General features: G+C 58.9%; 29 protein-coding genes. 21 read left to right on the top strand and 8 right to left on the bottom strand.

Annotated features, from left to right (window positions below):
* Positions 1-68: 68 nt before the first annotated feature.
* The 3 genes from OKC44_RS05465 to OKC44_RS05455 all read left to right on the top strand — a co-directional run bounded on the left by OKC44_RS05465 (position 69) and on the right by OKC44_RS05455 (position 2,840).
* A complete protein-coding gene (locus OKC44_RS05465) occupies positions 69-710 on the top strand; it encodes a TetR family transcriptional regulator (protein WP_016351373.1) in 642 nt (213 codons plus the stop codon).
* Positions 711-872: 162 nt separating this feature from the next.
* Positions 873-1,466, top strand: a complete 594-nt coding sequence (locus OKC44_RS05460; protein WP_270811458.1) for a class I SAM-dependent methyltransferase — start codon at positions 873-875, stop codon at positions 1,464-1,466.
* Positions 1,467-1,661: 195 nt separating this feature from the next.
* Positions 1,662-2,840 carry a dicarboxylate/amino acid:cation symporter gene (locus OKC44_RS05455; RefSeq protein ID WP_043121647.1) on the top strand — a complete coding sequence of 393 codons (1,179 nt, stop codon included), beginning with the start codon at positions 1,662-1,664 and terminating at the stop codon, positions 2,838-2,840.
* Between the two features lie 47 nt (positions 2,841-2,887).
* Here OKC44_RS05455 and OKC44_RS05450 read toward each other — a convergent pair whose 3' ends face one another.
* From OKC44_RS05450 to rnm, 7 genes are all read right to left on the bottom strand, one after another.
* Positions 2,888-3,256, bottom strand: coding sequence for a glyoxalase superfamily protein (locus OKC44_RS05450; RefSeq protein WP_270811455.1), 369 nt, complete (start codon positions 3,254-3,256; stop codon positions 2,888-2,890).
* A 113-nt stretch (positions 3,257-3,369) separates the two neighbouring features.
* Entirely contained in the window at positions 3,370-4,242 is an 873-nt protein-coding gene (gene tesB, locus OKC44_RS05445) for an acyl-CoA thioesterase II (RefSeq protein ID WP_270811453.1), read from the bottom strand.
* Positions 4,243-4,442: 200 nt separating this feature from the next.
* Positions 4,443-5,366, bottom strand: a complete 924-nt coding sequence (gene rluB / locus OKC44_RS05440) for a 23S rRNA pseudouridine(2605) synthase RluB (RefSeq protein ID WP_011706718.1) — start codon at positions 5,364-5,366, stop codon at positions 4,443-4,445.
* Entirely contained in the window at positions 5,359-5,955 is a 597-nt protein-coding gene (scpB, locus tag OKC44_RS05435) for an SMC-Scp complex subunit ScpB (RefSeq protein ID WP_270811450.1), read from the bottom strand. Before scpB ends, rluB begins: the two co-directional genes overlap by 8 nt.
* Positions 5,956-5,990: 35 nt before the next feature.
* On the bottom strand, positions 5,991-6,902 hold the full coding sequence (locus OKC44_RS05430) for a segregation and condensation protein A (RefSeq protein WP_043158898.1): 912 nt from the start codon (positions 6,900-6,902) through the stop codon (positions 5,991-5,993).
* Complete coding sequence (locus OKC44_RS05425) at positions 6,895-7,515, bottom strand: L-threonylcarbamoyladenylate synthase (RefSeq protein ID WP_253626257.1); 621 nt, start codon at positions 7,513-7,515, stop codon at positions 6,895-6,897. The genes OKC44_RS05430 and OKC44_RS05425 overlap by 8 nt, the downstream gene beginning before the upstream one ends.
* 102 nt (positions 7,516-7,617) lie before the next feature.
* Positions 7,618-8,499 (bottom strand): RNase RNM, encoded by an 882-nt coding sequence (rnm, locus tag OKC44_RS05420; RefSeq protein WP_168756044.1) that lies wholly within the window; start codon positions 8,497-8,499, stop codon positions 7,618-7,620.
* A 437-nt stretch (positions 8,500-8,936) separates the two neighbouring features.
* Here rnm and OKC44_RS05415 point away from each other — a divergent pair, with 437 nt between their 5' ends.
* From OKC44_RS05415 to OKC44_RS05335, 18 genes are all read left to right on the top strand, one after another.
* Entirely contained in the window at positions 8,937-10,571 is a 1,635-nt protein-coding gene (locus OKC44_RS05415; RefSeq protein WP_101613927.1) for an anthranilate synthase component 1, read from the top strand.
* The gene (locus OKC44_RS05410; protein ID WP_005359135.1) at positions 10,564-11,163 is read left to right on the top strand and encodes an aminodeoxychorismate/anthranilate synthase component II; all 600 of its coding nucleotides are present in this window, start codon (positions 10,564-10,566) and stop codon (positions 11,161-11,163) included. Before OKC44_RS05415 ends, OKC44_RS05410 begins: the two co-directional genes overlap by 8 nt.
* Positions 11,164-11,178: 15 nt before the next feature.
* Positions 11,179-12,192: an anthranilate phosphoribosyltransferase gene (gene trpD, locus OKC44_RS05405; protein ID WP_005302896.1), complete on the top strand. Its 1,014-nt coding sequence runs from the start codon at positions 11,179-11,181 to the stop codon at positions 12,190-12,192.
* Positions 12,192-13,712 carry a bifunctional indole-3-glycerol-phosphate synthase TrpC/phosphoribosylanthranilate isomerase TrpF gene (trpCF, locus tag OKC44_RS05400; RefSeq protein WP_201355646.1) on the top strand — a complete coding sequence of 507 codons (1,521 nt, stop codon included), beginning with the start codon at positions 12,192-12,194 and terminating at the stop codon, positions 13,710-13,712. Before trpD ends, trpCF begins: the two co-directional genes overlap by 1 nt.
* Before the next feature lie 80 nt (positions 13,713-13,792).
* The gene (gene trpB / locus OKC44_RS05395; RefSeq protein WP_011706727.1) at positions 13,793-14,986 is read left to right on the top strand and encodes a tryptophan synthase subunit beta; all 1,194 of its coding nucleotides are present in this window, start codon (positions 13,793-13,795) and stop codon (positions 14,984-14,986) included.
* On the top strand, positions 14,983-15,789 hold the full coding sequence (gene trpA / locus OKC44_RS05390) for a tryptophan synthase subunit alpha (RefSeq protein ID WP_201355645.1): 807 nt from the start codon (positions 14,983-14,985) through the stop codon (positions 15,787-15,789). The genes trpB and trpA overlap by 4 nt, the downstream gene beginning before the upstream one ends.
* Positions 15,790-16,372: 583 nt before the next feature.
* Complete coding sequence (locus OKC44_RS05385) at positions 16,373-16,903, top strand: hypothetical protein (protein WP_148248293.1); 531 nt, start codon at positions 16,373-16,375, stop codon at positions 16,901-16,903.
* A 703-nt stretch (positions 16,904-17,606) separates the two neighbouring features.
* On the top strand, positions 17,607-17,846 hold the full coding sequence (locus OKC44_RS05380) for a hypothetical protein (protein WP_201355644.1): 240 nt from the start codon (positions 17,607-17,609) through the stop codon (positions 17,844-17,846).
* Positions 17,847-18,008: a DMP19 family protein gene (locus OKC44_RS22180; protein WP_353736700.1), complete on the top strand. Its 162-nt coding sequence runs from the start codon at positions 17,847-17,849 to the stop codon at positions 18,006-18,008.
* 278 nt (positions 18,009-18,286) lie between these two features.
* On the top strand, positions 18,287-18,613 hold the full coding sequence (locus OKC44_RS05375) for a DMP19 family protein (RefSeq protein ID WP_101613925.1): 327 nt from the start codon (positions 18,287-18,289) through the stop codon (positions 18,611-18,613).
* A gap of 151 nt (positions 18,614-18,764) precedes the next feature.
* The gene (locus OKC44_RS05370) at positions 18,765-18,983 is read left to right on the top strand and encodes a CPCC family cysteine-rich protein (protein WP_101613924.1); all 219 of its coding nucleotides are present in this window, start codon (positions 18,765-18,767) and stop codon (positions 18,981-18,983) included.
* Positions 18,984-19,657: 674 nt separating this feature from the next.
* Positions 19,658-20,077 (top strand): hypothetical protein, encoded by a 420-nt coding sequence (locus OKC44_RS05365; protein ID WP_144034704.1) that lies wholly within the window; start codon positions 19,658-19,660, stop codon positions 20,075-20,077.
* 216 nt (positions 20,078-20,293) lie between these two features.
* The gene (locus tag OKC44_RS05360) at positions 20,294-20,671 is read left to right on the top strand and encodes a DUF6896 domain-containing protein (protein ID WP_101613923.1); all 378 of its coding nucleotides are present in this window, start codon (positions 20,294-20,296) and stop codon (positions 20,669-20,671) included.
* A gap of 106 nt (positions 20,672-20,777) precedes the next feature.
* Entirely contained in the window at positions 20,778-21,239 is a 462-nt protein-coding gene (locus OKC44_RS05355) for a DUF6678 family protein (RefSeq protein ID WP_101613922.1), read from the top strand.
* 65 nt (positions 21,240-21,304) lie between these two features.
* Complete coding sequence (locus OKC44_RS05350; RefSeq protein ID WP_101613921.1) at positions 21,305-21,592, top strand: hypothetical protein; 288 nt, start codon at positions 21,305-21,307, stop codon at positions 21,590-21,592.
* 178 nt (positions 21,593-21,770) lie between these two features.
* On the top strand, positions 21,771-21,950 hold the full coding sequence (locus OKC44_RS05345) for a hypothetical protein (protein WP_101613920.1): 180 nt from the start codon (positions 21,771-21,773) through the stop codon (positions 21,948-21,950).
* Positions 21,951-22,052: 102 nt separating this feature from the next.
* Positions 22,053-22,295: a DUF3297 family protein gene (locus tag OKC44_RS05340; RefSeq protein WP_005302916.1), complete on the top strand. Its 243-nt coding sequence runs from the start codon at positions 22,053-22,055 to the stop codon at positions 22,293-22,295.
* Between the two features lie 199 nt (positions 22,296-22,494).
* Positions 22,495-23,037 carry a beta/gamma crystallin-related protein gene (locus OKC44_RS05335; protein WP_101613919.1) on the top strand — a complete coding sequence of 181 codons (543 nt, stop codon included), beginning with the start codon at positions 22,495-22,497 and terminating at the stop codon, positions 23,035-23,037.
* Positions 23,038-23,106: 69 nt separating this feature from the next.
* Here OKC44_RS05335 and OKC44_RS05330 read toward each other — a convergent pair whose 3' ends face one another.
* The gene (locus tag OKC44_RS05330) at positions 23,107-23,550 is read right to left on the bottom strand and encodes an inhibitor of vertebrate lysozyme family protein (protein ID WP_101613918.1); all 444 of its coding nucleotides are present in this window, start codon (positions 23,548-23,550) and stop codon (positions 23,107-23,109) included.
* Positions 23,551-23,627 lie beyond the last annotated feature (77 nt).

The raw sequence follows: 23,627 nt of genomic DNA, 5'->3' as shown, positions 1-23,627 counted from the left end.
AGGCAATATACATACATTCATAAATGTATGTAAGTGACTTTTTTTACTTTTACAAGGTGCGCGCAGAGATGGCCAGAAGAACCAAAGAAGAGGCGCAGCAGACCCGCTGCCACATCATGAGTACGGCCCTGGATCTGTTCTGCTCACACGGCCTGGCCAAGACCAGCCTGACCGACATCGCCAGGGCCGCCGAGCTGACCCGGGGCGCCATTTACTGGCATTTCAAGAACAAGGAAGAGCTGTTCGTCTCCCTCTGGGAGGAGCTATGCCAACCCCTCTCCCATCAGCTCGATGCCTGCGTCTCCGAGCTGGAGCCCGACCCCCTCGGCAAGCTGCGCACCTTCCTCAAAGGGGTGATCATCAAGATAAGCACCGAGCCCGCCCATCAGCAGATGTTCACCATCATGTTCAACCTGGAGTCGCTGGAGGGGGAAGCCATCTCCTTGCGCGAACACATGCGCAGCCAGTCCAGCAACTTCTTCCGGGATCTGGAAACCACCCTGGGCAATGCGGTGCGCCTCGGCCAGCTGCCGCAGGGGCTGGATCTGCAGCGGGCCGCCACCCTGCTGCACTGCACCCTGGATGGCTACATCATCAACTGGCTGCACTTCCCGGAGCGTATCGATCTGCGCCAGGAGGCCGACTTCCTGCTGGACAGCCTGTTCGCCCTGATCGCCCTGCCAACCGGCCCGGCCGCCCGTCGTCCCTGAGCCAGCAAGGCAGAACACTGGCGGCCCTTATCCGGCGCAGACAACCCCTCACTTCCTTCCATCTCCTGCCATCACTTTGGCGCCCCGGCGCCAAATTGGCTCAAGTTTGCTATAGTCACGCCCCCGAAATTGAGTTGCGCCCCCCGAACCAAGGTGCCCGCCATGTCCCGTTCATCCTCCTCTTGCCCTCCCGCCTCCATTGCTACGCCCTCAGCCGACCCATGGTCAGCGGCACGCCAATCGTTTCTGGCGCTGCTGCCAGCGGGCGCCCACCTGCTGGAGGCAGGCTGCGGCGAAGGCGACGATCTCTGCTTCTTTCGCCAGCAGGAGCTGGTGGTGACGGCCTTCGATGCCAGCCTGGCACAGGCCAGGGTAGCCTCGCGGCGCAGCGGCCAGCCGGTGCGGGTCTGCCGCATCGAGCAGTTGCATAGCGTGGTGCCCTATGACGGCATCTGGGCGCGCGGGGCCTTGCCGGCGATCGCGCCAGACGAGCTCAGCGACGCACTGGCCCATCTGGCCGGCCTGCTCAAGCCCGCCGGAGTGCTCTACTGCACCTTTCCCCACCCCAGTGGCCAGATCGTTGCCGCCGGCAACACACCTGGTGCTACCGCAGCCGAGGTGCACCTCTGCCAGACCCGGCTCGATCAGGACGGTCTGCGCCAGCTCATCGCCCCGCTGCCGCTGCAACTGCAGCAGTGCTGGGAGAGCGAGCAGGCAGATGGCCGCTGGCTGCATGCCCTGCTGATCCGCGCCTGAAAGGGCGCGCCAAATTAATCACCAACCTTTCTTCGCGCTCACCTCGTCAGTGGCTATCACCACCACGATCACATTTAACAATATTTAACTCGACATTAACGCATGCACGACAGACATGATGCGGATTTTGTGTTAAAAAGCGGCATTAAAATCAAAATTAAATAACAAATCAGACACTAACACCTGGATTTACTTATGAAACTTGTCCTCAAACTGGTTGCCGGCATCCTCGCCGGTCTCTTGCTCGGTCTCTACGCCCCGGAATGGGTCGCACGCGTGCTGTTTACGGCCAAGACAGTCATAGGTCAGCTGATCACCTTCACCATTCCGCTCATCATCCTGTTCTTCATCATGAGCGGCATCGCCAGCCTGCCAAAGAACTCCGGCAAGCTGCTGGGCAAGACGGTTGCCCTCTCCTACTGCTCCACCATACTGGCGGGTCTGTTCGCCTTTACCGTGGCCAGCAACCTGATCCCGCGCCTGACCACCGCCGCCGAGCCCACCGCCGAGAGCGCCATCAAGCTCGCCTCCTACATCAACCTGGAGATCCCGCCGCTGTTCGGGGTGATGTCGGCGCTGGCCGCCGCCTTCGTGTTCGGCATCGGCATCAGCGCCACCCAGGCCACCGATCTGCGCCGGGTCGCCGATCAGGGTCGTGACATCATCGACCGCCTGCTGGCCAAGGTGATCATCCCGCTGCTACCGTTCTACATCGCCGGCGTCTTCGTCGAGATGACGGTGGAAGGCACCGTATTCGCCACCCTGAAGACCTTCGGCGTGGTGCTGGTGATGGCCATCGTCATGCACTGGCTCTGGCTCTCCGTGCTGTTCGTCGGCACCGGTCTGGCCCTGGGCCGCTCTCCGGCCCAGCTCATCAAGAACATGCTGCCGGCCTACTTCACCGCGCTGGGTACCATGTCCAGCGCCGCCACCATCCCGGTCGCCCTGCAGGCCAGCAAGAACAACGGCGTGAGCGACGGCATCGCCAACTTCACCGTGCCGCTGTGCGCCACCATTCACCTGTGTGGCTCCACCATCACGCTAGTGACCTGCGCCACCGCAGTGATGTTCCTCTCCGAGCATCTGGCCATTCCGGGTATCGACACCATGCTGCCCTTCATCATGATGCTGGGCGTCATCATGATCGCCGCGCCGGGTGCCCCGGGTGGTGGCGTCATGTCCGCGCTGGGTCTGCTCACCTCCATGCTGGGGTTCGGTGAGGCCTCCATCGCCCTGATGATCGCCCTCTACCTGGCCCAGGACAGCTTCGGCACCGCCTGCAACGTCACCGGCGACGGCGTCATCGCCCTGTGGGCCGACCGTTTCGCCCAGAGCGACGAGCCAGCGCTCAGCGCCGAGCAAGACGCCGCCTGATAAAGCAAGCAGATAAAAAACGGGAGCCATCGGCTCCCGTTTTTTTATTAGGCGTTTTCTTCCGGCGGCAGCGGCTCGGTAAACACCAGCCGGTTACCGAAGGGATCCCGGACCTGCAGCTCGCGGTAGCCCCAAGGCATGGTCTCAATGGTGGGGTTCGCATAGGCATAACCCTTAGTCCGCCACTCGGCCAGCAACGCATCGAGCTTGTCGGTCGAGAGCCGCAGAGCCGCTCCCGGGCAGGCATCCCCGTGATGCTCGGAGAGGTGGATGACCCAGTCCCCTCGAGAGACCTGCAAGTAGAGCGGCATATCCGGGCCAAACCTGTGCTCCCAGTCGATGATAAATCCCAGGTAGTCGAGGTAAAAGTCACGCAACTTGCCTTCATCGAAGCTGCGCAGGATGGGTATGATCATGATGTCTCTCCTCTGCCGTTTGGGTAGTCGGGGTAAAGCCCCAAAGTCTGGCCTGCGCAAAACTGCGCAGGTCAGACACCATCATGGCGTCCCTCTTCGGCCATTTTGCCGGCTCATGGGTTACTGCCACGGCGGCGGATCACCCCTTCCTGCGCCGTGCTCGCCACCAGCACACCGTCGCGGGTGAAGAACTGGCCGCGCACCAGGCCGCGACCGGCACTGGCGCTCGGGCTGTCCACCACGTAGAGCAGCCAGTCGTCCAGCCGGAAGTCCCGGTGGAACCACATGGAGTGATCGATGGTGGCCACCTGCATGTCCGGCTCCCAGTACGATACGCCGTGGGGCTGCAGGGCGGTGAACAGGAAGTGGAAGTCGGAGGCATAGGCCAGCAGGTACTTGTGTACCCGCTGATCGTCCGGCATCTGGCCATTGGCCTTGAACCAGACGTGGCGCAGCGGCTCGTGCACGTCAGGGCGGATCGGGTCGACCAGGGTCACCGGGCGAATTTCGATGGGCTTCTCGCACATGATCTTGTCGCGCAGGGCGGGCGGGATCTGCTGCTCGTAGGGGCGCACCAGCTCCAGTTCGCTCTTGAGCTGCTCGGGCGGCGTGATCCCCCCCGGCATGGCGATCTGGTGTTCAAAGCCGTCCGCCTCGACCTGGAAGGAGGCATTGAGATAGAAGATGGGCTTGCCGCCCTGAATGGCCTTGACCCGGCGGGTGGAGACGGTCTGGCCGTCGCGGATGTTCTCCACGTCGTAGACGATGGGACGGTTGGCATCGCCGGGGCGCAGGAAGTAGGAGTGGAAGCTGTGCACCTGGCGATCGCTTGCCACCGTCTGCTTGGCGGCTGACAAGGCCTGCCCCATTACCTGTCCGCCAAACACGGCCCGCAGACCGAGATCCTGGCTCTGGCCCCGAAACAGGCCCTCCTCGATTTTTTCGAGCGCCAGCAACGCCAGCAGCTCATCAAGTACCTTGCTCATTATTATCTCCTGTGTCAGTGCGGGAAGGCTAACAAGCCCGCCCGTGCCGAGCAACCACCCCCGCCCCTGCCAGTCGCCTGCCCGGCCCCATTAATTCAGCCTTACGTGAATTTGAACAATAACGAACTCAAAAGGCGCCAACAAAAAGGCCCGCCGAAGAGGCGGGCCTGTTGCAGTGCGACCTTGCGGCCACGCAGCGCTTACTTGCTGCCGGTACCCGAGTTGCGGGTGGAGGAGGTCGGCTTGCGACGGGCCGTGGTGGCACGGGCGCGCGGCTCCTTGCCCTGCATCTCCTTGTGGCGCTTGACGGCGCGACGGATCTGGGCGGCCTGCTTGTGACGACTGGTTTTGCCATCCTGCTGCAGATCGACCTTGGACTCGGTCTCGTTGGGCAGGTTGACCAGGCCACGCAGGTAGTTCACCTCGGGCAGTTTCAGCTCCTGCCAGCCACCGCGCGGAATGCCGCGATCCAGCTGCACGTCGCCGTAGCGGATGCGCATCAGGCGGCTCACCTGCACTTCCTGAGATTCCCACAGGCGGCGCACTTCACGGTTGCGACCCTCGGTCAGGGTGACGTTGAACCACTGGTTCAGACCCTCGCCGCCAGCCGGCTTGATCTTGTTGAACTTGGCCATGCCGTCTTCCAGCTGCACACCCTTGCGCAGGCGCTGCAGCATGGCTTCGGTGATCTCGCCAAAGACCCGCACCGCGTATTCCCGCTCCACTTCGTGGCTCGGGTGCATCAGCCGGTTGGCCAGCTCACCGTCGGTGGTGAACAGCAACAGACCTGAGGTGTTGACGTCGAGGCGGCCGACCGCGATCCAGCGGGCCCCTTCCATCTTGGGCAGACGATCAAACACGGTGGGACGACCTTCCGGATCGTGACGGGTACACATCTCCCCTTCCGGCTTGTGGTAAGCCAGCACGCGGCAGATCACTTCCTCTGCGGCACGGGTCTTGATCTGGTGACCATCCACCCGGATCACGGCGTTCACTTCGACGCGATCCCCCAGTGTGGCGACCTTGCCATCCACACTGACCCGACCTGCGGTGATCAGGGCCTCCATCTCACGACGGGAGCCGTGACCCGCGCGGGCCAACACTTTTTGCAGTTTTTCACTCATCGGGGTTACCTGATTGTTGATCGCTGCCCGCAGCTGCCAATGTCAGCGTGGACAACGAGGGTTGCAGTTCGGGATCAAGCTCAGGGAGCTGCTCCAGACTCTGCAGATTAAAATAATCCAGAAATTCTCGGGTGGTGGCGAGCAGCTCCGGGCGGCCCACCACCTCCTTGTGACCGATGCTGCGCACCCAGCCACGTTCTTTCAGGGTATTCACTATCTGGCTCGAGACCGCCACCCCGCGGATGGCTTCGATCTCGGCCCGGGTGATGGGCTGACGATAGGCGATCAGCGTCAGCGTCTCCATCACGGCGCGCGAATAACGAGGAGCCCGCTCGCTCCAGAGCCTGGAGAGCTCCTCGGCGTACTCCTGGCGGGCCTGAAAGCGCCAGCCGGAGGCGACCTCCTTGAGCTCCACTCCCCGTTCGCTGTAATCCTGTCTGAGCTCCGCCAGCAACAGCTGGACGTAGCGGCTGGTGACCGGGTAGTCCGCCAGTACGCTGCTCTTGAGCTCGTTGACGTTGAGCGGGCGTCCGGCGACGAACAGCGCCGCCTCGATCAGCGTCTTGAGTCGTTCAGCCGGCAGCGCCATGGTCCGCTCCTCGCAACATCGGCCTCTTCAACCGTTCAGTGGGCAGCGCCACGCTCGCTCTCCTCATGCTGGCCGGCCAGGGCAAAGTGGATCGGCCCCAGCGGTTCCGCCTGCAGGATCCAGATCAACTGCTCCTTGCACAGCTCCAGCAATGCCAGAAACGTCACCAACACCCCCATGCGCCCCTCTTCGGCGCGCAGCACCCGATCCAGGCGCAGGGTCTGGCCCAGCGAGAGCATGGCAAGGATCTCCGCCATGCGCACCCGGGTCGGGATCTGCTCACGGCGGATCTGGTGATGTTCAAAATGAGTCGCGCGTTTTACCACACTTTGCATGTAAAGGGCGAGCTCAACCAGCGAAACATCGGGCGTCAATGGTTTGAGATCGCCAAAATCCGGCGGCAGGGCGGTGGCGATGAAGATCTCCCGCTCCAGCCGCGGCAGCTCGTTGACCCGCTCCGCCCCCACCTTGTAGCGCTCGTACTCCTGCAGCCGGCGAATGAGGGTAACGCGGGGGTCTTCCCCCTCCTCTTCATCTTCCAGCTCAGGCGCCTTGGGCAGTAGCAGACGGGATTTTATCTCCGCCAGCCAGGCCGCCATCAGCAGGTATTCGGCCGCCAGCTCCAGATTGAGGCCCTGCATCAGCTCCACGTACTCCATGTACTGGGCGGTGATCTGCAGGATCGGCAGGTTGAGGATGTCGAGCTGCTGGCGCCGGATGAGATAGAGCAGAAGATCGAGCGGCCCCTCGAAGGTATCGAGAAACACCTCCAGTGCATCGGGCGGGATAAACAAATCCTGGGGCAGCTCGTGATAGGGCTGCCCCAGCACCCGGGCGATGGGAGACGGGACGGCCTGGGGGGGAATGGCCTCCCCCGCCGGGTTCGCCACCCTCTCGCCCGCCATGGGCGTGGTCGTCACCGGCACAGGATCGGCAGTATCACTCAAACGGAGTCGGGTCCCCGGCACCACGCCGGCGCAGTACAGGCTCGTCGTCGGAGAAGTCCACCACGGTAGTGGGCTGCTCGCCCAGATAACCGCCGTTGACCACCAGATCCAGCTGCTTGCCCAGCTTGTCGAAGATCTCCTCCGGGTCGAACTCCGCCATGTCAGATTCCGGCAGGATCAGGGTGGTGGAGAGCAGCGGCTCGCCGAGCGCTTCCAGCAGCGCCTGGGCAATCTTGTTGTCCGGCACCCGGATGCCGATGCTCTTCTTCTTCTCGTTCATCAGGCGGCGCGGCACCTCCTTGGTGGCCTTGAAGATGAAGGTGTAGGGGCCGGGGGTGTTGTTCTTGATCAGGCGAAACGCCGTGTTGTCCACCTTGGCATAGGTGGAGATCTCGGAGAGATCGCGGCACACCAGGGTGAAGTCGTGGTTGGGATCGATGCGGCGGATGCGGCAGATGCGCTCCAGCGCGCCCTTGTCGCCCATCTGGCAACCCAGCGCATAGCCCGAGTCGGTGGGATAGACGATGACGCCGCCGTTCTGAATGATCTGTACCGCCTGGCTGATCAGGCGGGCCTGGGGGTTTTCCGGATGTACGTAAAAGTGCTGACTCATGACTCGTTCTCGCAATGGGGGCGGCAATGCCTGCCCGCTTGATGGCCGTGAAGCCGGGCTCCACGACACTACCTTAATCTGTTTGACGCCCGCCGGCGCCTCTCAACGGCTGGCCAGCAGGGCGGCGTGCTGCTCGGCGCTCAGGCCGAAGTGGCCGGGATGGGCCAGCCAGAGCGGCGTGCCCTCCTTGGGCAACCAGAGGTGGCGCCCCAGCTCGGTCCAGTTGGAGGGGAAGTGAAAATCCGATCCCACCGAGATGTAGAGGTCGTGCTCCTTGGCCCACTGGCCGAGATTCGCCCGCTCCTGCGGGCTCTGCTGGGGCAGCGAGACCTCCATGGCATCGCCACCGGCCGCCTTGAAGGCCACCAACAGCCGCTTGATCCACTTGGCGGTGAGGTCGTAACGACTCGGGTGGGCCAGCACCGCCAGGCCGCCAGCGGTGTGAATGGCGCTGATCGCTTCGCCCATCTCGGGCCACTCGGCCGGAGCATAGCCCTTGTTGCCCCGGCTCAGGTACTTTTTGAAGACCTTCTGCATGGTATCGGCTACCCCGCGCGCCATCAGCACCCGGGCAAAGTGGGCCCGAGTGACGGCGGCGTCGCCGGCCAGCTGCTTGGCCTCTTCATAGGTGCCGGAGAGCTGGCACTTCTCCAGACGACGCCCTATTTCCTGGGCGCGCGCCTCCCGACGGGCCAGCTGGCCGGCCAGAAACGCCACCAGCTGCGGATTTTTTTCATCCACCCCCAGCGCCACGATATGAATTTCGTGATGCTCCCAGCCGGTGGAGATCTCGACCCCGCTCACCAGCCGCAGCGGCAGTTGCTCGGCGTCGATGGTGCGGCGCACCTCATCAAGCCCGGCAAGGGTATCGTGGTCAGTGACTGCTAACACTTCGACCCCTTGTGCGGCGGCGCGGCGCACCAGTTCGGCTGGGCTCAGCACGCCATCCGAGGCCGTGGTATGGCAGTGTAGATCGAATCTCATCAGATTATTCCGCTCTCGTGATCAGGTCACCATGGGTACACATTCGGTGAAAGAAGGCTAAAAAGCGACTTGACTTGGCCGCGGCTTTATCGTTTTCTGTAGGCACTTCATTGCAAACATCTTTTTACAGGACTTTATCATGCAAACGACTTCCATCCTGACCATCTGGTGGTGGCACACTCCCTGACATGCGGGCGTGTGGTCGTTGCTGTACCTGTAAATCTGACAGCAAATAAAGAACCCAAAGAAAAAGCCCGCTGACCCCAGCGGGCTTTTTTATTATCCGGCAAATGGACCTGTGATGAAACCGAGAATTCAGACAAGCAACCTGACCTGGCGATGGCGCCCCTGAACCAGCCACCCCAGACCCATTAAATTTTCAAGGAATTCAACGTCATGAACATCGGTAAACAGCATCACACGCAAGGGAACGCACTATGACAGCCAGCCATCGCCTTCCTCTGGGTGAATTCGATACCCTCACCCTCAACGCCCCCTACGTGGCCGATCCGCTGGCACTCTACAGCGAGCTTTGCCAGGGTCGCCCCAACAACCTGCTGCTCGAATCGGTCGAGATCGACTCCAAGGCCGGCAAACAGAGCCTGCTGCTGGTGGACGCCTGCCTGCGCATCGAGTGCCGTGGCCGCACCGTGCGGGTGCGCAGCCTGAACGACAACGGCGCCCAGCTGCAGAGCCTGCTGGCCGAGCGTCTGCCCGCCGCCGTTGCCCAGAGCATGGTGGCCGGAGAGTTGCAGCTCGACTTCCCGGCATCCGATCGGGAGCAGGATGAAGACAGCCGTCTCAAGGGGATCAGCGTGCTGGACGTGCTGCGCACCCTGCAGCGGGAGCTCGATTGCCAACTCGGTAAAGAAGCCCTGTTTATGGCCGGCAGCTTCGCCTACGACCTCATCGCCTCCTTCGAGGATCTGCCAGAGGTACCGGAGGGGAGCAACGACTGCCCCGACTACTGCTTCTACGTGGCCGAGACCCTGATCACCATCGACCACATCGCACGTTCCACTGCGCTGCTTGCCTGCATCTTTGGCGGCGACAGCGACGAGAGCCGGGTGGAAGACAGATACCACCGCCTGAGCGAGCGCCTCGCCCAGTTCAAGCACGCCTGCCAGCAAGCCCCCGCGCAGGCCCCGGCCACCCCGGCCCTCGCCGGCGGCATGAGCGTGGACAAGAGCGACAAGCAGTTCTGCGCCGAGGTGGAGAAGCTCAAGGGCTTCATTCGCCGCGGTGACATCTTCCAGGTGGTGCCGTCCCGCTGCTTCTCCCTGCCCTGCCCCAGCCCCGTCGCCGCCTATCGCCGCCTCAAACAGACCAACCCCAGCCCCTACATGTTCTACGTGCAGGATGAGGGCTTCACCCTGTTTGGCGCCTCGCCGGAGAGCGCGGTGAAATTCTGCGCCACCAGCCGCGACGTGGAGATGTACCCCATTGCCGGTACCCGCCGCCGCGGCTTCAACCCCGATGGCAGCATCAACCGGGATCTCGACGGCCGCATCGAGCTGGAACTGCGTCAGGACGAGAAAGAGGTGGCCGAGCACCTGATGCTGGTGGATCTGGGCCGCAACGACATCGCCCGCATCTCCGAGCCCGGCACCCGCTACGTCAAGGAGCTGCTGAAAGTGGATCGCTACAGCCACGTGATGCATCTGGTCTCCAAGGTGGTCGGCACTCTTCGCTCGGATCTCGATGCCCTGCACGCCTATCAGGCCTGCATGAACATGGGCACCCTCACCGGCGCCCCCAAGATCCGCGCCAGCGAGCTCATTCGCATGGTGGAAGGCAAGCGCCGCGGCAGCTACGGCGGCGCGGTCGGCTACATCAACGGCGCCGGCGAGATGGATACCTGCATCGTGATCCGCTCCGCCTTTGTCAAAGAGGGCGTGGCCCATGTGCAGGCCGGTGCCGGCGTGGTCTATGACTCCAAGCCCCAGGCCGAGGCGGACGAGACCCGCGCCAAGGCGGCGGCCGTGCTGGCCGCCATCGCAGCCAGCCATGGCACCTCCCTGCAAGCCCTGAGCGCCCAGCAGGAGCAACATAAGGACGTGAGCCATGACTAACATCTTCCTGCTCGATAACTTCGACTCTTTCACGTACAACCTCGTCGACCAGTTCCGCTCCCTCGGTTATCCGGTGCGGATCTACCGCAACAGCCTGCCGGCCAGCCGCATCATGAGCGAGATCGCCGCCTGCGAAGGGGACGCCGTGCTGGTGCTCTCGCCGGGGCCGGGCGCCCCCCATGAAGCGGGTTGCCTCATCGACCTCATCAAGCTGGCCCGCGGTCAAGTACCCATCCTCGGCATTTGTCTCGGCCATCAGGCCCTGTGCGAAGCCTACGGCGGCACCGTCGGCGCGGCGGGCGAGATCGTCCACGGCAAGCGTTCGCTGATTGAGCACAACGGCCACGGCGCCTTCGCCGGTCTACCAAGCCCGCTGCCGGTGGCCCGCTACCACTCGCTGGTCGCCACCTATGTGCCGGAAGAGCTGACGGTGATTGCCCACTATCAAGGCATGCCCATGGCCATCGAGCAGCAGGATGAACGGGTGCTGGGTTTCCAGTTCCACCCGGAATCCATCATGACCTCGGAAGGGGCCCGTCTGCTGACCCAGGCGCTCGCCCATATCACCCGTCCAGAAAGCAGCGTGCGGTAAGGTAAGGAGACCAACATGCATCATCATCTCAACACCCTCTATCAGGGTCAGTCTCTGAGCCGTGAAAGTACCCGCGACGCCTTCGGCCAGGTGGTACGTGGCGAAGTGGATCCCATCGTGCTCGCCAGTCTCTTGACCGCCCTCAAGATCAAGGGGGAGACCCCGGAGGAGATCGCCGGCGCCGCCGAGGCCCTCTTGGCAGAAGCGCGTGACTTCCCGCGTCCGGACTATGAGTTCTGCGACATCGTCGGCACCGGTGGCGATGGCCTCAACACCATCAACGTCTCCACCACCTCGGCGCTGGTCGCCGCCGCCTGCGGCCTGAAAGTGGCCAAGCACGGCAACCGCTCGGTCTCGAGCAAGTCGGGTTCGAGCGATCTGCTGGACAAGATGGGCATCAAGCTCGACATGAGCCCGGCGCAGGCGCGCCGCTGCCTGGACGAGCTCGGCATCTGCTTTTTGTTCGCCCCCCAGTATCACGCCGGGGTGCGCCACGCCATGCCGGTGCGTCAGGCCCTCAAGACCCGCACCCTGTTCAACGTGCTGGGGCCGCTTATCAACCCCGCTCGCCCCACCTATCAGCTGATGGGAGTCTATGCCCCCGAGCTGGTGCGCCCCATCGCCGAAACCCTGCTGGCTCTGGGGCTGAAAACCGGTATGGTGGTGCACGGCGCCGGGCTGGATGAGATTGCCATCCACGGCCCGACCCAGGTGGCCCAGATCCGTGACGGAGAGATCCGCGAGTTTCTGTTAACCCCGGCTGACTTTGGCCTGGAGACCTACCCGGTCAGCGCCATTCAGGGCGGTGAGCCTGAAGAGAACCGCGCCATCACCGCCGCCATTCTGGAAGGGCGTGGCACCCCGGCCCACAACGCCGCCATTGCCGCTAACGTGGCACCGCTGCTGCTGATGGCAGGCAAGGCGAAAGATCTCAAGAGCGCGGCGGCCGAGGTGCTGGCGGTGCTGGCAAGCGGCAAGACGGCGGAGCTCGCCGCTCGGCTGGCCACCTTGAGTCATCAGGAGGCATGATGTCAGCCACGACTCTGCACAGCAGTCATTCAGTACGCCCGCAGGGCAATAGCCAGCTTCGCAAGGATAACGAGATGTCAGACCTTATTGCCCCCCATGCTTTTCTGAACATGGCCTCCATCAGCCAGACCATCCTCGGCAAGATCGTGGCGGCCAAGCAGGAGTGGGTTGCCGCCCGCAAGCTGGCCCAGCCGCTGGAGAGCTTCCAGAGCACGCTCACCCCCAGCGATCGGGATTTCGTCGGGGCGCTCAAGGCGGGCTCCACCCGCTTTATTCTGGAGTGCAAGAAGGCCTCCCCCTCCAAGGGCTTGATCCGCGACGACTTCAGCCCGGAGGCCATCGCCGACATCTATGGCAAATACGCCACCGCCATCTCGGTGCTGACCGACGAGAAGTTCTTTCAGGGGGATTTCGCCTTCCTGCCGCGGGTTCGCAGCCGTGTTCAGCAGCCGGTGCTCTGCAAGGATTTCATGATTGACCCCTATCAGGTCTATCTGGCCCGCCACTATCAGGCGGACGCCATCCTGCTGATGCTCTCGGTGCTCACCGACGAGGGCTATCGCGCCCTGTTCGCGGTCGCCAAGGAGCTGGGCCTTGGCGTGCTCACCGAGGTGAGCAACGAGGAGGAGCTGACCCGCGCCATCGCGCTGGGGGCGCCGGTGATTGGCATCAACAACCGGGATCTGCGCGACTTGAGCGTCGACCTCGCCCGCACCAAGCAGCTGGCCAAAGACATTCCAAGCGATCGGGTAGTGATCAGCGAGTCCGGCATCAACCACCGCGCCCAGGTGGCGGATCTGCGCCACCATGCCAAGGGCTTTCTGGTGGGCTCGTCCCTGATGGCCGAGCCGGATCTGGAGGCTGCGGTGCGCAAGCTCACTCTGGGCCAGAACAAGGTGTGCGGCCTCACCCGCGCCGAGGATGCCGCCGCTGCCCATCAGGCGGGCGCGGTATTCGGGGGTCTTATCTTTGTAGCCAAAAGCCCGCGTTATGTGGACATCCCTGCCGCCCGCGCCGTGATGGCGGGCGCGCCGCTCGCCTATGTCGGGGTATTTCGCAATGCCCAGCCCGCCACCATCGCCAAGACGGTGGAAGCGCTTGGCCTCGCCGCGGTGCAACTGCACGGGGATGAAGATGCCGCCTATATCGAGGGCCTGCGAGTACTGCTGCCGGCTGGCTGCCAGATCTGGAAGGCCGTCGGCGTCTCTCTTGGCAAGGAAAGTGGCGAGCCGCTGCCCGCCCTCGACTACCCGGCCGATCGCCTGCTGCTGGATACTGTCGTGAAAACTGCGGTCGGCAGCCAGAGCGGCGGCACCGGTCAGGCGTTCGACTGGGCCCTGCTGGCCCATCTCGATAAAGCCAAGCTGATGCTGGCGGGCGGCCTTAACCCCGACAACGCCCTGCAAGCCGCGCAAGTGGGCTGCCTCGGCCTTGATTTCAACTCCGGGGTGGAGAGTGCCCCGGGCCAGAAGGATGCGCACAAGCTGGCGGCCGCGTTTGCCGCCCTGCGCCAACTGTAAGCGCGCCCTGTGAGGCCACTACTGAATCACTGTTTCGTAATTGATGTTCCGTTTTCGACTCAAGGTATAAGGAAGAAACCATGACCCTGCTCAACCCGTTTTTTGGTGAATTTGGCGGCATGTACGTGCCCCAGATCCTCATCCCCGCCCTGCTCCAGCTGGAGAAGGCCTTTGTCGATGCCAAGGATGATCCGGCCTTTATCGCCGAATTTCAGACCCTGCTGACCGAGTATGCCGGTCGCCCGACCCCGCTCACCCTGACTCGCAATCTGACCAAGGGCACCAAGACCCGCCTCTATCTGAAGCGTGAGGACCTGCTGCACGGCGGCGCCCACAAGACCAACCAGGTACTGGGTCAGGCGCTGCTGGCCAAGCGGATGGGCAAGAGCGAGATCATCGCCGAGACCGGTGCCGGTCAGCATGGTGTGGCCACCGCGCTGGCCTGCGCTCTGCTCGGCCTCAAGTGCCGGGTCTATATGGGTGCCAAGGATTGCGAGCGCCAGAAGCCCAACGTCTTTCGCATGAAGCTGATGGGCGCCACCGTGATCCCGGTGCACTCCGGTTCCAGCACCCTCAAAGATGCCTGCAACGAGGCGCTGCGCGACTGGGCTGCCAACTACGAGTCGGCCCACTACCTGCTCGGTACCGCCGCCGGCCCGCACCCCTTCCCCACTATCGTGCGGGAGTTCCAGAAGATGATCGGCGAAGAGGCCAAGGCCCAGTGCTTCGAAAAGGAAGAGCGGCTGCCCGATGCGGTGATCGCCTGCGTCGGCGGCGGGTCGAACGCCATCGGCATGTTTGCCGACTTTATCGATGAGCCGTCGGTGCGCCTCATCGGTGTCGAGCCGGGTGGTCATGGCATCGAGAGCGGCGAGCACGGTGCGCCGCTCGGTCACGGCAGCAAGGGGGTCTTCTTTGGCATGCACTCCTACCTGATGCAGGACACCCAGGGTCAAATTCAGGAGTCCTACTCCGTCTCGGCGGGGCTGGACTTCCCCTCCGTCGGCCCGCAGCACGCCCACCTGGCCGCCATCGGCCGCGCCGAGTACCCCTCGGTGACCGACAAGGAGGCGCTGGACGCCTTCCAGGAGCTGGCCAAATCCGAAGGCATCATCCCGGCGCTGGAGTCCTCCCACGCGCTGGCCCATGCCCTCAAGATGGCCCGCAGTGAACCGGAAAAAGAGCAGGTGCTCATCGTCAACCTCTCCGGCCGTGGCGACAAAGATATCTTCACTGTTGCCGACATTTTCGAGAAAGAAGGAACCTTGTCATGAACCGTTACGCACAACTCTTCTCCCGTCTGGACAAGGCCAATCAGGGCGCCTTTGTGCCGTTCGTGATGCTGGGTGACCCCACCCCCGAATTGTCGCTGGCCATCGTCGATGCGCTGGTCGCAGGGGGCGCCGATGCCCTCGAGCTCGGCATTCCCTTCTCCGATCCGGTGGCGGACGGCCCCACCATTCAGGGCGCCGCCCTGCGGGCATTTGCCAGCCACACCACCCCGGACGACTGCTTCGAGCTGCTAGGCCGTATCCGCGCCAAGTACCCGCAGCTGCCCATTGGCCTGCTGGTCTACGCCAACCTGGTCTATGTGCGCAAAATTGACGGCTTCTACGAGAAGTGCCAGCAGGCGGGCGTAGACTCGGTGCTGGTCGCCGACGTGCCGGTGCAGATGTGCGCCCCCTACAAGGCGGCTGCCGACAAGTGCGGTATCGACAGCATCTTTATCGCTCCGCCCAATGGCGACGCCGAGACCCTGCAACAGGTGGCGGAGCTGGGTAATGGTTACACCTATCTGGTGAGCCGCGCTGGCGTCACCGGTGCCGAGACCAAGGCCGGCATGCCGGTGGAGGGCCTCATCAATACCCTGCGCGAGTTCAATGCTCCCCCTGCCCTGCTCGGCTTTGGCATCAGCGAGCCGACTCAGGTACGTGAAGCGATTGCCGCTGGCGCCGCCGGTGCCATCTCCGGCTCCGCCGTGGTGAAGATCATCGAGACCCACCACCAGAATCCGGAGCATATGCTGAACCGTCTGAAAGAGTTTGTGGAAGGGATGAAGGCGGCGACCAATCGATAAGGGGCGGCATGGGTCACATGCCATTGACCATGTCTGCAAAAAGGGAGCCTGATAGGCTCCCTTTCTATTTTTTGCTTGTTGCCGCTCCCAGCGTCTTTGTCCCCTCTCCCCTTGGGAGAGGGTGAGGGGAATTCCCCCCCCCCCCATTAACCCAACAGCTCACTTAATCAACAACCTTCACTAATTGGTTGAACCAGCTCAGATTTCTATCAACTCCCTCTTTCCATGTCTCAATCCGGCCCCTTAAAATAACCAAACGACAATCTATCTCTCGGGAACATGTCATGGAAGCGATTGTTGCTATCTCGTGGCTGAAAAGCAGCTAACTGGGGGAGGACGGTAGCTTTACATGCACTTGCCATGGACGGTTCCTTATTTGACAGTGGTAAGGTATAGGGCAAAAAAAGGAGGCCAAGCGAATACGTTCAAATATCATAGGCAGACTGGTAATATTTTTATTTAATTTGATTTTTTAGTGGTAACTATCAGGGCTGTGCGGAGCTATATGGAAGATTCTGCTATCGAATTAGTACCAATTTCTATCTAATCACTGTGAGGCCAAAACTCGAGTTTGGAGACGACTATGAAATTTATTTTCCAACTTTTAATACTACTAATGTTCGCTCATCCTGCATTCTCTGGGAACCTTGAACGCCCAGAAATTAAGCATGCCGAGATGATTGCAAAGAAAATAGGTACAGCAATATTTTCAGGCGACTATGAGTTTGTTATCTCTAATATGCACCCCACGCCAGTTCAACTTATGGGCGGGCGGAATAAGGCAATAGAAATGACCAGAGCAGCATTTGCTGGCATCAAAGAGCAAGGGATGGAATTATCAGAATATTTGGTAAAACCAGCAACTAAAGCAGTTTATAGCGGTAAGTTTATATATGTGGTCTTCCCAACTATTCTTACCTTGAAATCGGAAAAGGTTAGGACTGTAGGTGATGGATATATACTGGCGTATTCGGATGACCAAGGAAAAAATTGGAGCTTTGCAGATGGAGCAGGCTTGAAGAATCCTGAAGTAGCCGCTATGGTATTTCCTGAGTTGCCTGCTGAATTGTCACTTCCGATAATTCCACCACCCTCAGTTGAAATGCTTCCCTAAAAGCTATTCCCTTGATTTATGACCTAACAATTATATCAAGACTGTTTGTCCCCTGGCGCGGCCAAACAGTCCGTAGGTTCTAATAGCTCAGCGTATCTGGACGTTCACGGATTGGATATGATGGCTCGGCTTCACTGCGCAAGATGCGAGTGCTTCGCCCTCGACAAGGTTTCGCCCGCCCTTCTGGCGTGGGCGAGTGACTTTCCTTTGCGTGGCCAAAGAAAAGTCACCAAAAGAAAGGCCACCCCCGCTTATTCGCCCGACTGACGTCGGGCTCCTTCAGCTCACCCTCTTGTCCAATGGCACGCGCCGATGGGCCGTCCATGGCCCAGCGCCGCTCGCTCGGCATCCTGCCTCGCGGCCTGGACAAGAGGCCTCGCCTCAGCAAACAAGAGGGGGATCAACACCGTGCCAGCCACAGCCCCGTCTAACAACAGATATGCTCCCTCTCCCCTTGGGAGAGGGCTGGGGTGAGGGGAGCGTGCATTTCCAGCCAAGCAAGATGCTCAATCAGCCCACGCCTTAATGACTAATGTATTGATCCAAAACAGATTCCCACCAAAACATGCTTCTCAACGCGCCCCCTCCCCCTTAAGATACCCGAATGACAATCAACCTCTCGGAAGAACGCCATGAAAGCGATTGTTGCTAGCTCACGGATGAAAAGCAGCGAACTGGGGGCTGAAACTCAGGGGCGGTAGCCATGCCGACGCTTGCCATCACCGACGAAGAAGCCAAGCGAATACGTTCAAGTGTCAGAGGCAAAGCGGAGTTATATGGAAGGCACTGCTATCGGATTAGTGCCGCCTTCTATCTAATCACTGTTATGCCCATGCACTTCTCAGACTTTTCAGATAATGAAGAGCCGGCATTTGATGTCTTCCATGCCTGCCATGAAATAGTTTTTACAGGCAGTGATGGAAATACTGAATATCTAGAATGAATCAACCCAGAAGCACAGTTAGTTTATTTGCTGTGGTATTTTGATGGTGAAGTCCACAACGGCGGCTTTGACCAGCTATTTTTTAATTCACTTGGCGACCATTGTTTAGAGATTTTAGCGGGGCTCAAAAGTCAATGCCATCCATTCTTATGGATTACTTGAAAAGGAAATACGCTGTTTTTCAGAGTCTAAACCCTCGTTAGGCCGAGATAAAAAATGGAAGCAACTTGCACGTTATGAAGGTGATGAAAACTATGAAGCAGATTTAGAAAGTTTAGATACCGAACTCTACATATATGAAGACAATCTTACTGAGCTCTTACATAAATTCGTTAGGGAAAATAAGGTAGTGTCTTTAAATGTATAACAAGCGCATGCTTCGGACAAATTTCCGCTTCGCTTCTATTTTCCGCAAATGCGGACATTATGTTTGAGGTGCTATGAAATCTCTAACTGTTGATGAAATACTTGATAAAGGGATTGGCGATGAAACCAACCTTTCGGAACAAGAGTGGCCCATTTTCGCGGTGGCGTACTTAGAATCAATAGCGGATATGGAGGGCTGGGATCATTTTTTTACATACAGTATGGAATTGTATCCTCTAGTCTTAAGGGCTCTAAAGCTTGCAGGTGATTTCAACTCGCTGAAAATTATTGATAATTATCGAAAGCACTTTGAAAGCTTTGGCGTCGACTTCGAAGCGAATGAAATAGATACGTTTTTGTGTTTTACATCGGATGAATATTTTAGTGAATGTACTGACTAGCGCGAAGAGTTTTCGCAAGCAGCTGAACAACGCTGGGAACTAATTATCCAATACTACCTCAACGTTGGGGTGGCATTAAAAACATAACAAGCAAAGTCAGCCGACGCGTACCGCGTAGCTGCTTTGATCGTTATACATTATGGAGAGACTGTTGAAATATACCTGCCCTTGCTGTGGCTATAAAACTTTGGATGAGCCTGCTATAGGTACGTTCGATATTTGTGAGCTTTGTGGCTGGGAAGATGACTTGGTACAAAACTCAGACCCTGATTATGAAGGTGGAGCTAATGTTAGCAGCTTACGTGAAGCTCAACATGCTTTTATAAATAAAGCTATAGATTCCCAAGGATTTATTAAAGATTCTGCTTGAAAAATATTAGAACCACCATAAAAATAATCACGCTCAAAATCTGCAAAAAAAATCCTACCGTTAACAGTAACGGGGAAGTAAAGAATGTATAAACAGAAACTAATGATTCATCTATTCATAAAGAATGGTTTATGTGTTTTTTTTATCCAGGATATAAGAGGCCTAACAAATGGTTCAAATTGCTCGCAGGGACAGGCTAAAGCCTGTACCTTAACAAAACGTTATGCAGTATAAATAGAGGACAAGCGAAGTTAACGTGAGACAGCCAGTGGAGATACCTTTCACGAAGGAGGCCACGATTCAAATGCTGAAGTGGGGAGCGATGCCCGAGTCTTATCCTTACTCTTATAAGGCAATCGCGGAGTGGTGTGATCGGTTTTGGTGCCAGTACCTTGAGGTCGATGCGGAGCCTGAAATTGAGAAACTACTTCCGAGCCTCACCGAGGCCGAAACACAGTGGGACTTGTACTTGACCAATATCTATTCAATTTACGAATTAAGATCCGGTAATTTTTAGCAAGTACAAACATCCTTTTTTCATCACAATCCATGCCGCCTATAAATGCAATAAATCCATCTTCATGAGTATATTTCAATCAGGCATATTCAGATATTCCGGTACGGGCCCGGTATCTGATGGTGCAATCATGCTCTCAATCTGAGGCTCATCAAAAATGAACCCCCTTTTTTTATCCGAAAGACATCCTGTTTCCCATAAGGCGGCCATTCTTGCTGATGAAGGGACTTCGGTCTGGCTCTACATGACAGACTCCGGGTCTGATTACCCTGCAGCGGACTGTTGGCTGCTCAATACGGTACCATCCCCTGAACATCTAAATGAGTACTGCGGCAACAACGCACCGCCGGCAATCCTCAAGTTTGTTGTTCCTGGTAGTGAAGGTGATGCCCCCCTCGAAAGCGATATTGAGCTGCGTTGGGCGCCTGACGGTCATTCCGTCGCCCTGTTGGTCAAGGGTACTCCACTGGGGTTTATTGCACAGGGAAACAAACATGGCTACAGCAAGAATCTGGTGACTGCCAGTCCATTTGGCATGCCATTTGAACAAGAGCTTTATGAGCGGCTGTTCCCATGATCACTCCTGTCTTGTCTGCCTGTCATTCAAGACGTTCATAGCCTTCACTGGTCTGAATTGAAAATCCCCATCTTGCCAAGATGGTCGGGTAATATTGCAGCCAAATCCCAAACACAGAATGTGCCGCAGAACAAATTTCTGTTATCCATGTCGACCGCTAGATATGTTGCCGCCGCTGGATATAAAACGCCATAACATAGAATCTGAGAGGGCAAAATGGATAATCTTGAAAAAATCAAAAACCTTATTCCGCTATGGTATGCACAAAGGAAGTGGGCTGAAGAGCTGCTTGTGCGTGTTTTTCATCTGGCCTCCGCAGAGGAAATATTGGAGCCAAAGCATAGGGGAAGAATGACCATACCAGGGACTCATTGGGTCTATCGTACTCATGGTGTTGGTGTCGATATATACCGAACTGCTTCTGTCGGTGGAATAGACTTTGATTTCAACAAGCCAGATCCCGACGAATGGCGCTTAAAAATATTCTTTGAAAAACAGTACAATGAAGGCAACCTCTCTTTCACCGCGTACCGCGAGCTGTATGAGGACGAAGAACTGCTTGACCGCGTTATAAAAATGGCGCTTGACAGGTGATCTACAACACCTGTCGTTTATCAAACCAATATCTGGTTTTAGTGGGTCTTGTCACGACACGGCGGCGTAGATTTCCCTGGCAAGGTGTCATTCGATCTGGAGGATAATGATGGACATTCGACATAGAGAGCCAGTCAAAGAGTATGTTATCAAGGCAGGCATGACGTCTGTTTCGAACAATTCCAAATGGAATAGTCTTTTTGCGTTGCTGCATCAGAGCAACAGGTTCTTCCAATACCGGCGAACGGATCTGGATGGTTCCACATTTCCAGAAGATGGTAAGAGCTATACACCAGAACTGGCCCAATATTGGGGCAACTTCTGGGCCATGGAGTTCCTGGACGTCCTGGCATACCAGGCTCACTCCAGAGGGGCATTGCTGGCACCGGACATTGAAGATTTCACGGATGAAGCGATTCATATTGCGAGCCAGGCCGGTGTCAAATTTACCATGCTGGAGCGTGGTATCCGGGTCTGGGGCCATGTGAGAAAAGAGAGCCATCCCGTTTTCGTCTGCATGCACAACAAGCCTCTACAGGCACAGCGGCAGGACCACTGCGCGAACTAACGTACTGTGTTGCCCCTTATTTTTCTGCATTGCGCAAACGACTTTGATGTTGCAGGTAAAGCAATATGCCCGATGAAATACAGCTGGCATTTACGCCAGACAATGTAAAACAGGTGTTGACATGGGGCGCCCATCCAGAAAGTACACCTCACCATCATGAGTCCATTGCTCACTGGTGTGAGGCTTTCTGGAACACATTCGCTGATATAGATGCCCCCGCAGATATTGATGCCGTGATGCCCATACTCGCGGAGGTAGAAACGAACTGGGATATCCACGTTGCGTTGAATAAAGAGTCTGCCTCCATGCCTGCTGAATGGTTTGTCGCATGGTTATCTCAACTACCGGAGTGACAAGGCAACTCCCCGTCAGGCCGGAATCGCAAAATAACACGCACGTGACAGAGTAGAGTGCCGGAAGAAAATGACCCATCGTTGAATAATACCAACTGGAATGGCTGATTAACGTAGCGAAAGGCTAGCGACAAGCGCCTGATCCTCCATATTTCGCATCCAATAAGTGAATCGCCCCATGATAAGAACTCTTATCCAGCTTCTGTTAAAACCGTTTCTGGCGGCCACCTTCCTCTATCTTTGCAGCCTGCCGGAGGATCTCTATTTCGACCCGCCGCTCTGGAGCTATGTCGTCATGTTTCTTGTCACTCTGGCTGGCACTGCCTATGGCAGGACCACGGTTTGGCGCTCCTCCTGACCGACCTCATCACAGATTCTCAAGGCTGCGCCGACGCTGCCTTGAGCCCGGCGGGGCCATTGTCTACAATGGCGCACTTTGCATCCACAACAGGTAATGACCATGAGCGACAACAAACCGGCCCTGCCCGACCGCCTGGCGGCCAACCCGCGCAGCCCGCACCATGTGGCGGAGTGCTTCCAGCACGAGATCGGCATTCGCGTGAACGGCAAGGAGCGCACCAATGTCGAGGAGTACTGCATCAGCGAAGGTTGGGTGAAGATCCCCTCCCCCAAGGCCAAGGATCGCTATGGCAACCCCATGCTGATCACCGTCAAGGGCACCGTCGAGGCCTTCTACGCCTAAGCCGCCCTGACCGCGCGCCCCGCGCTGGGCCCGCCGCCATGCTGTTCAGAACACCGGCCTTGTGCCGGTGTTCTGCTTTGGGCCTTTCATCTTGACGCCTGTGGCGGGCAAGGAGTGTCGCAGCAGGCGCCGATCTCTCTTGCATCAAGGCGGCGTCTCGGCAATCCTTGCCGCCCCTTGAACTGGCAAGATCTCATCCATGAACAAGCTGTTTGTCCTGCTGGCGCTGTTGACCCTGAGCACAGCGGCCCACGCCGATATCCTTATCAATCCCCAGATCGTGGTGAACGGCCAAAGCAATGACGGCGGGCGTATCCACGTCTGTACCCTGACCCCCTTCAACAGCGTCTATGCCGATGCGGGGCGCAGCGAGTGGCTGGCGCGCCAGAAGGTGAGCCGCCGCTGTCAGCAGGGCCAAGGCAACAACAGCCTGTTTTGCGAGGCGGCCAAGGCGAGCTGCCTGACAACCCGCTTGGACGAAGGGGACGACGCCAGCACCCTGCTGGTATTCGACGGCGCCCATCAGAGCGGCGACTCCCTGCGCATCGACCGGGATATTGCGGATCTCGGTCGCTACGGCTTTGCCAACCGCATCTCCTCCTTCACCGTACCGGCTGGCTGGGTGGTGCGCTTCTTCGAGGAGACCGACTTTCGCGGTGGCTACTATACCCGCAAGGGCGGCGAGCAGGAGGCGACCGACTTCAACAACCGCATCCGCTCGGTGCGGATCCTGAGCCGCTAGCGCCTGGCCCCATCACCTCTTCGCCATAAAAAAACCTCTGCCTGGGCAGAGGTTTTTGCTTTTCGAGGCTTACTGCCAGTTGGGGTCGGCCTCAACCTGCTTCATCAGGGCGGCCTGCATCCCCTTGTCCGGCTGGCCGAGCCAGGTGTAGCGGGCGAACTTGGACGGGGTTTCGCGGGCGGCGTCGCTATCTGGCAGATCGATCAGCACGCCCCACACCCGCTTGGCCTTGGCATCCACCAGCAGCTGCATGTAGTGGCTGGCGCAGTCGTGAGGTTTGCAGACCGAGCCGCTCTGATACGGGGTGCCGGCCACGGCTTCGAGCGGGGAGCTGGTGCCGTTGCCGCTGCGCACCCACTTGGGCAGGTTCTTGATGCCCTGAGTCGCCTTGGCCCAGGGGGCCTTGAAGTCCGCCGACAGCAGCAGATCCGAGGTATAGGTGGCGGCGGCAAACGCCGGTACGGCGCCGACCAGCAGCAGGGAGAGCGCCAATGCGCGCGAGAGACGGGTCATGGTGTGATTCCTTGTTATATGAATGCCTGAACGGGCACGGACTGGCCGTGCGCCATCACGCTACCGCCTGTGCCCGC

The sequence above is a fragment of the Aeromonas sp. S41-2 genome (assembly GCF_027705845.1).
Classification (GTDB): Bacteria; Pseudomonadota; Gammaproteobacteria; order Enterobacterales; family Aeromonadaceae; genus Aeromonas; species Aeromonas hydrophila.
The sequence above is the reverse complement of the archived record's forward strand: the minus strand, read 5'-3'. Positions and strand labels throughout refer to the sequence as shown.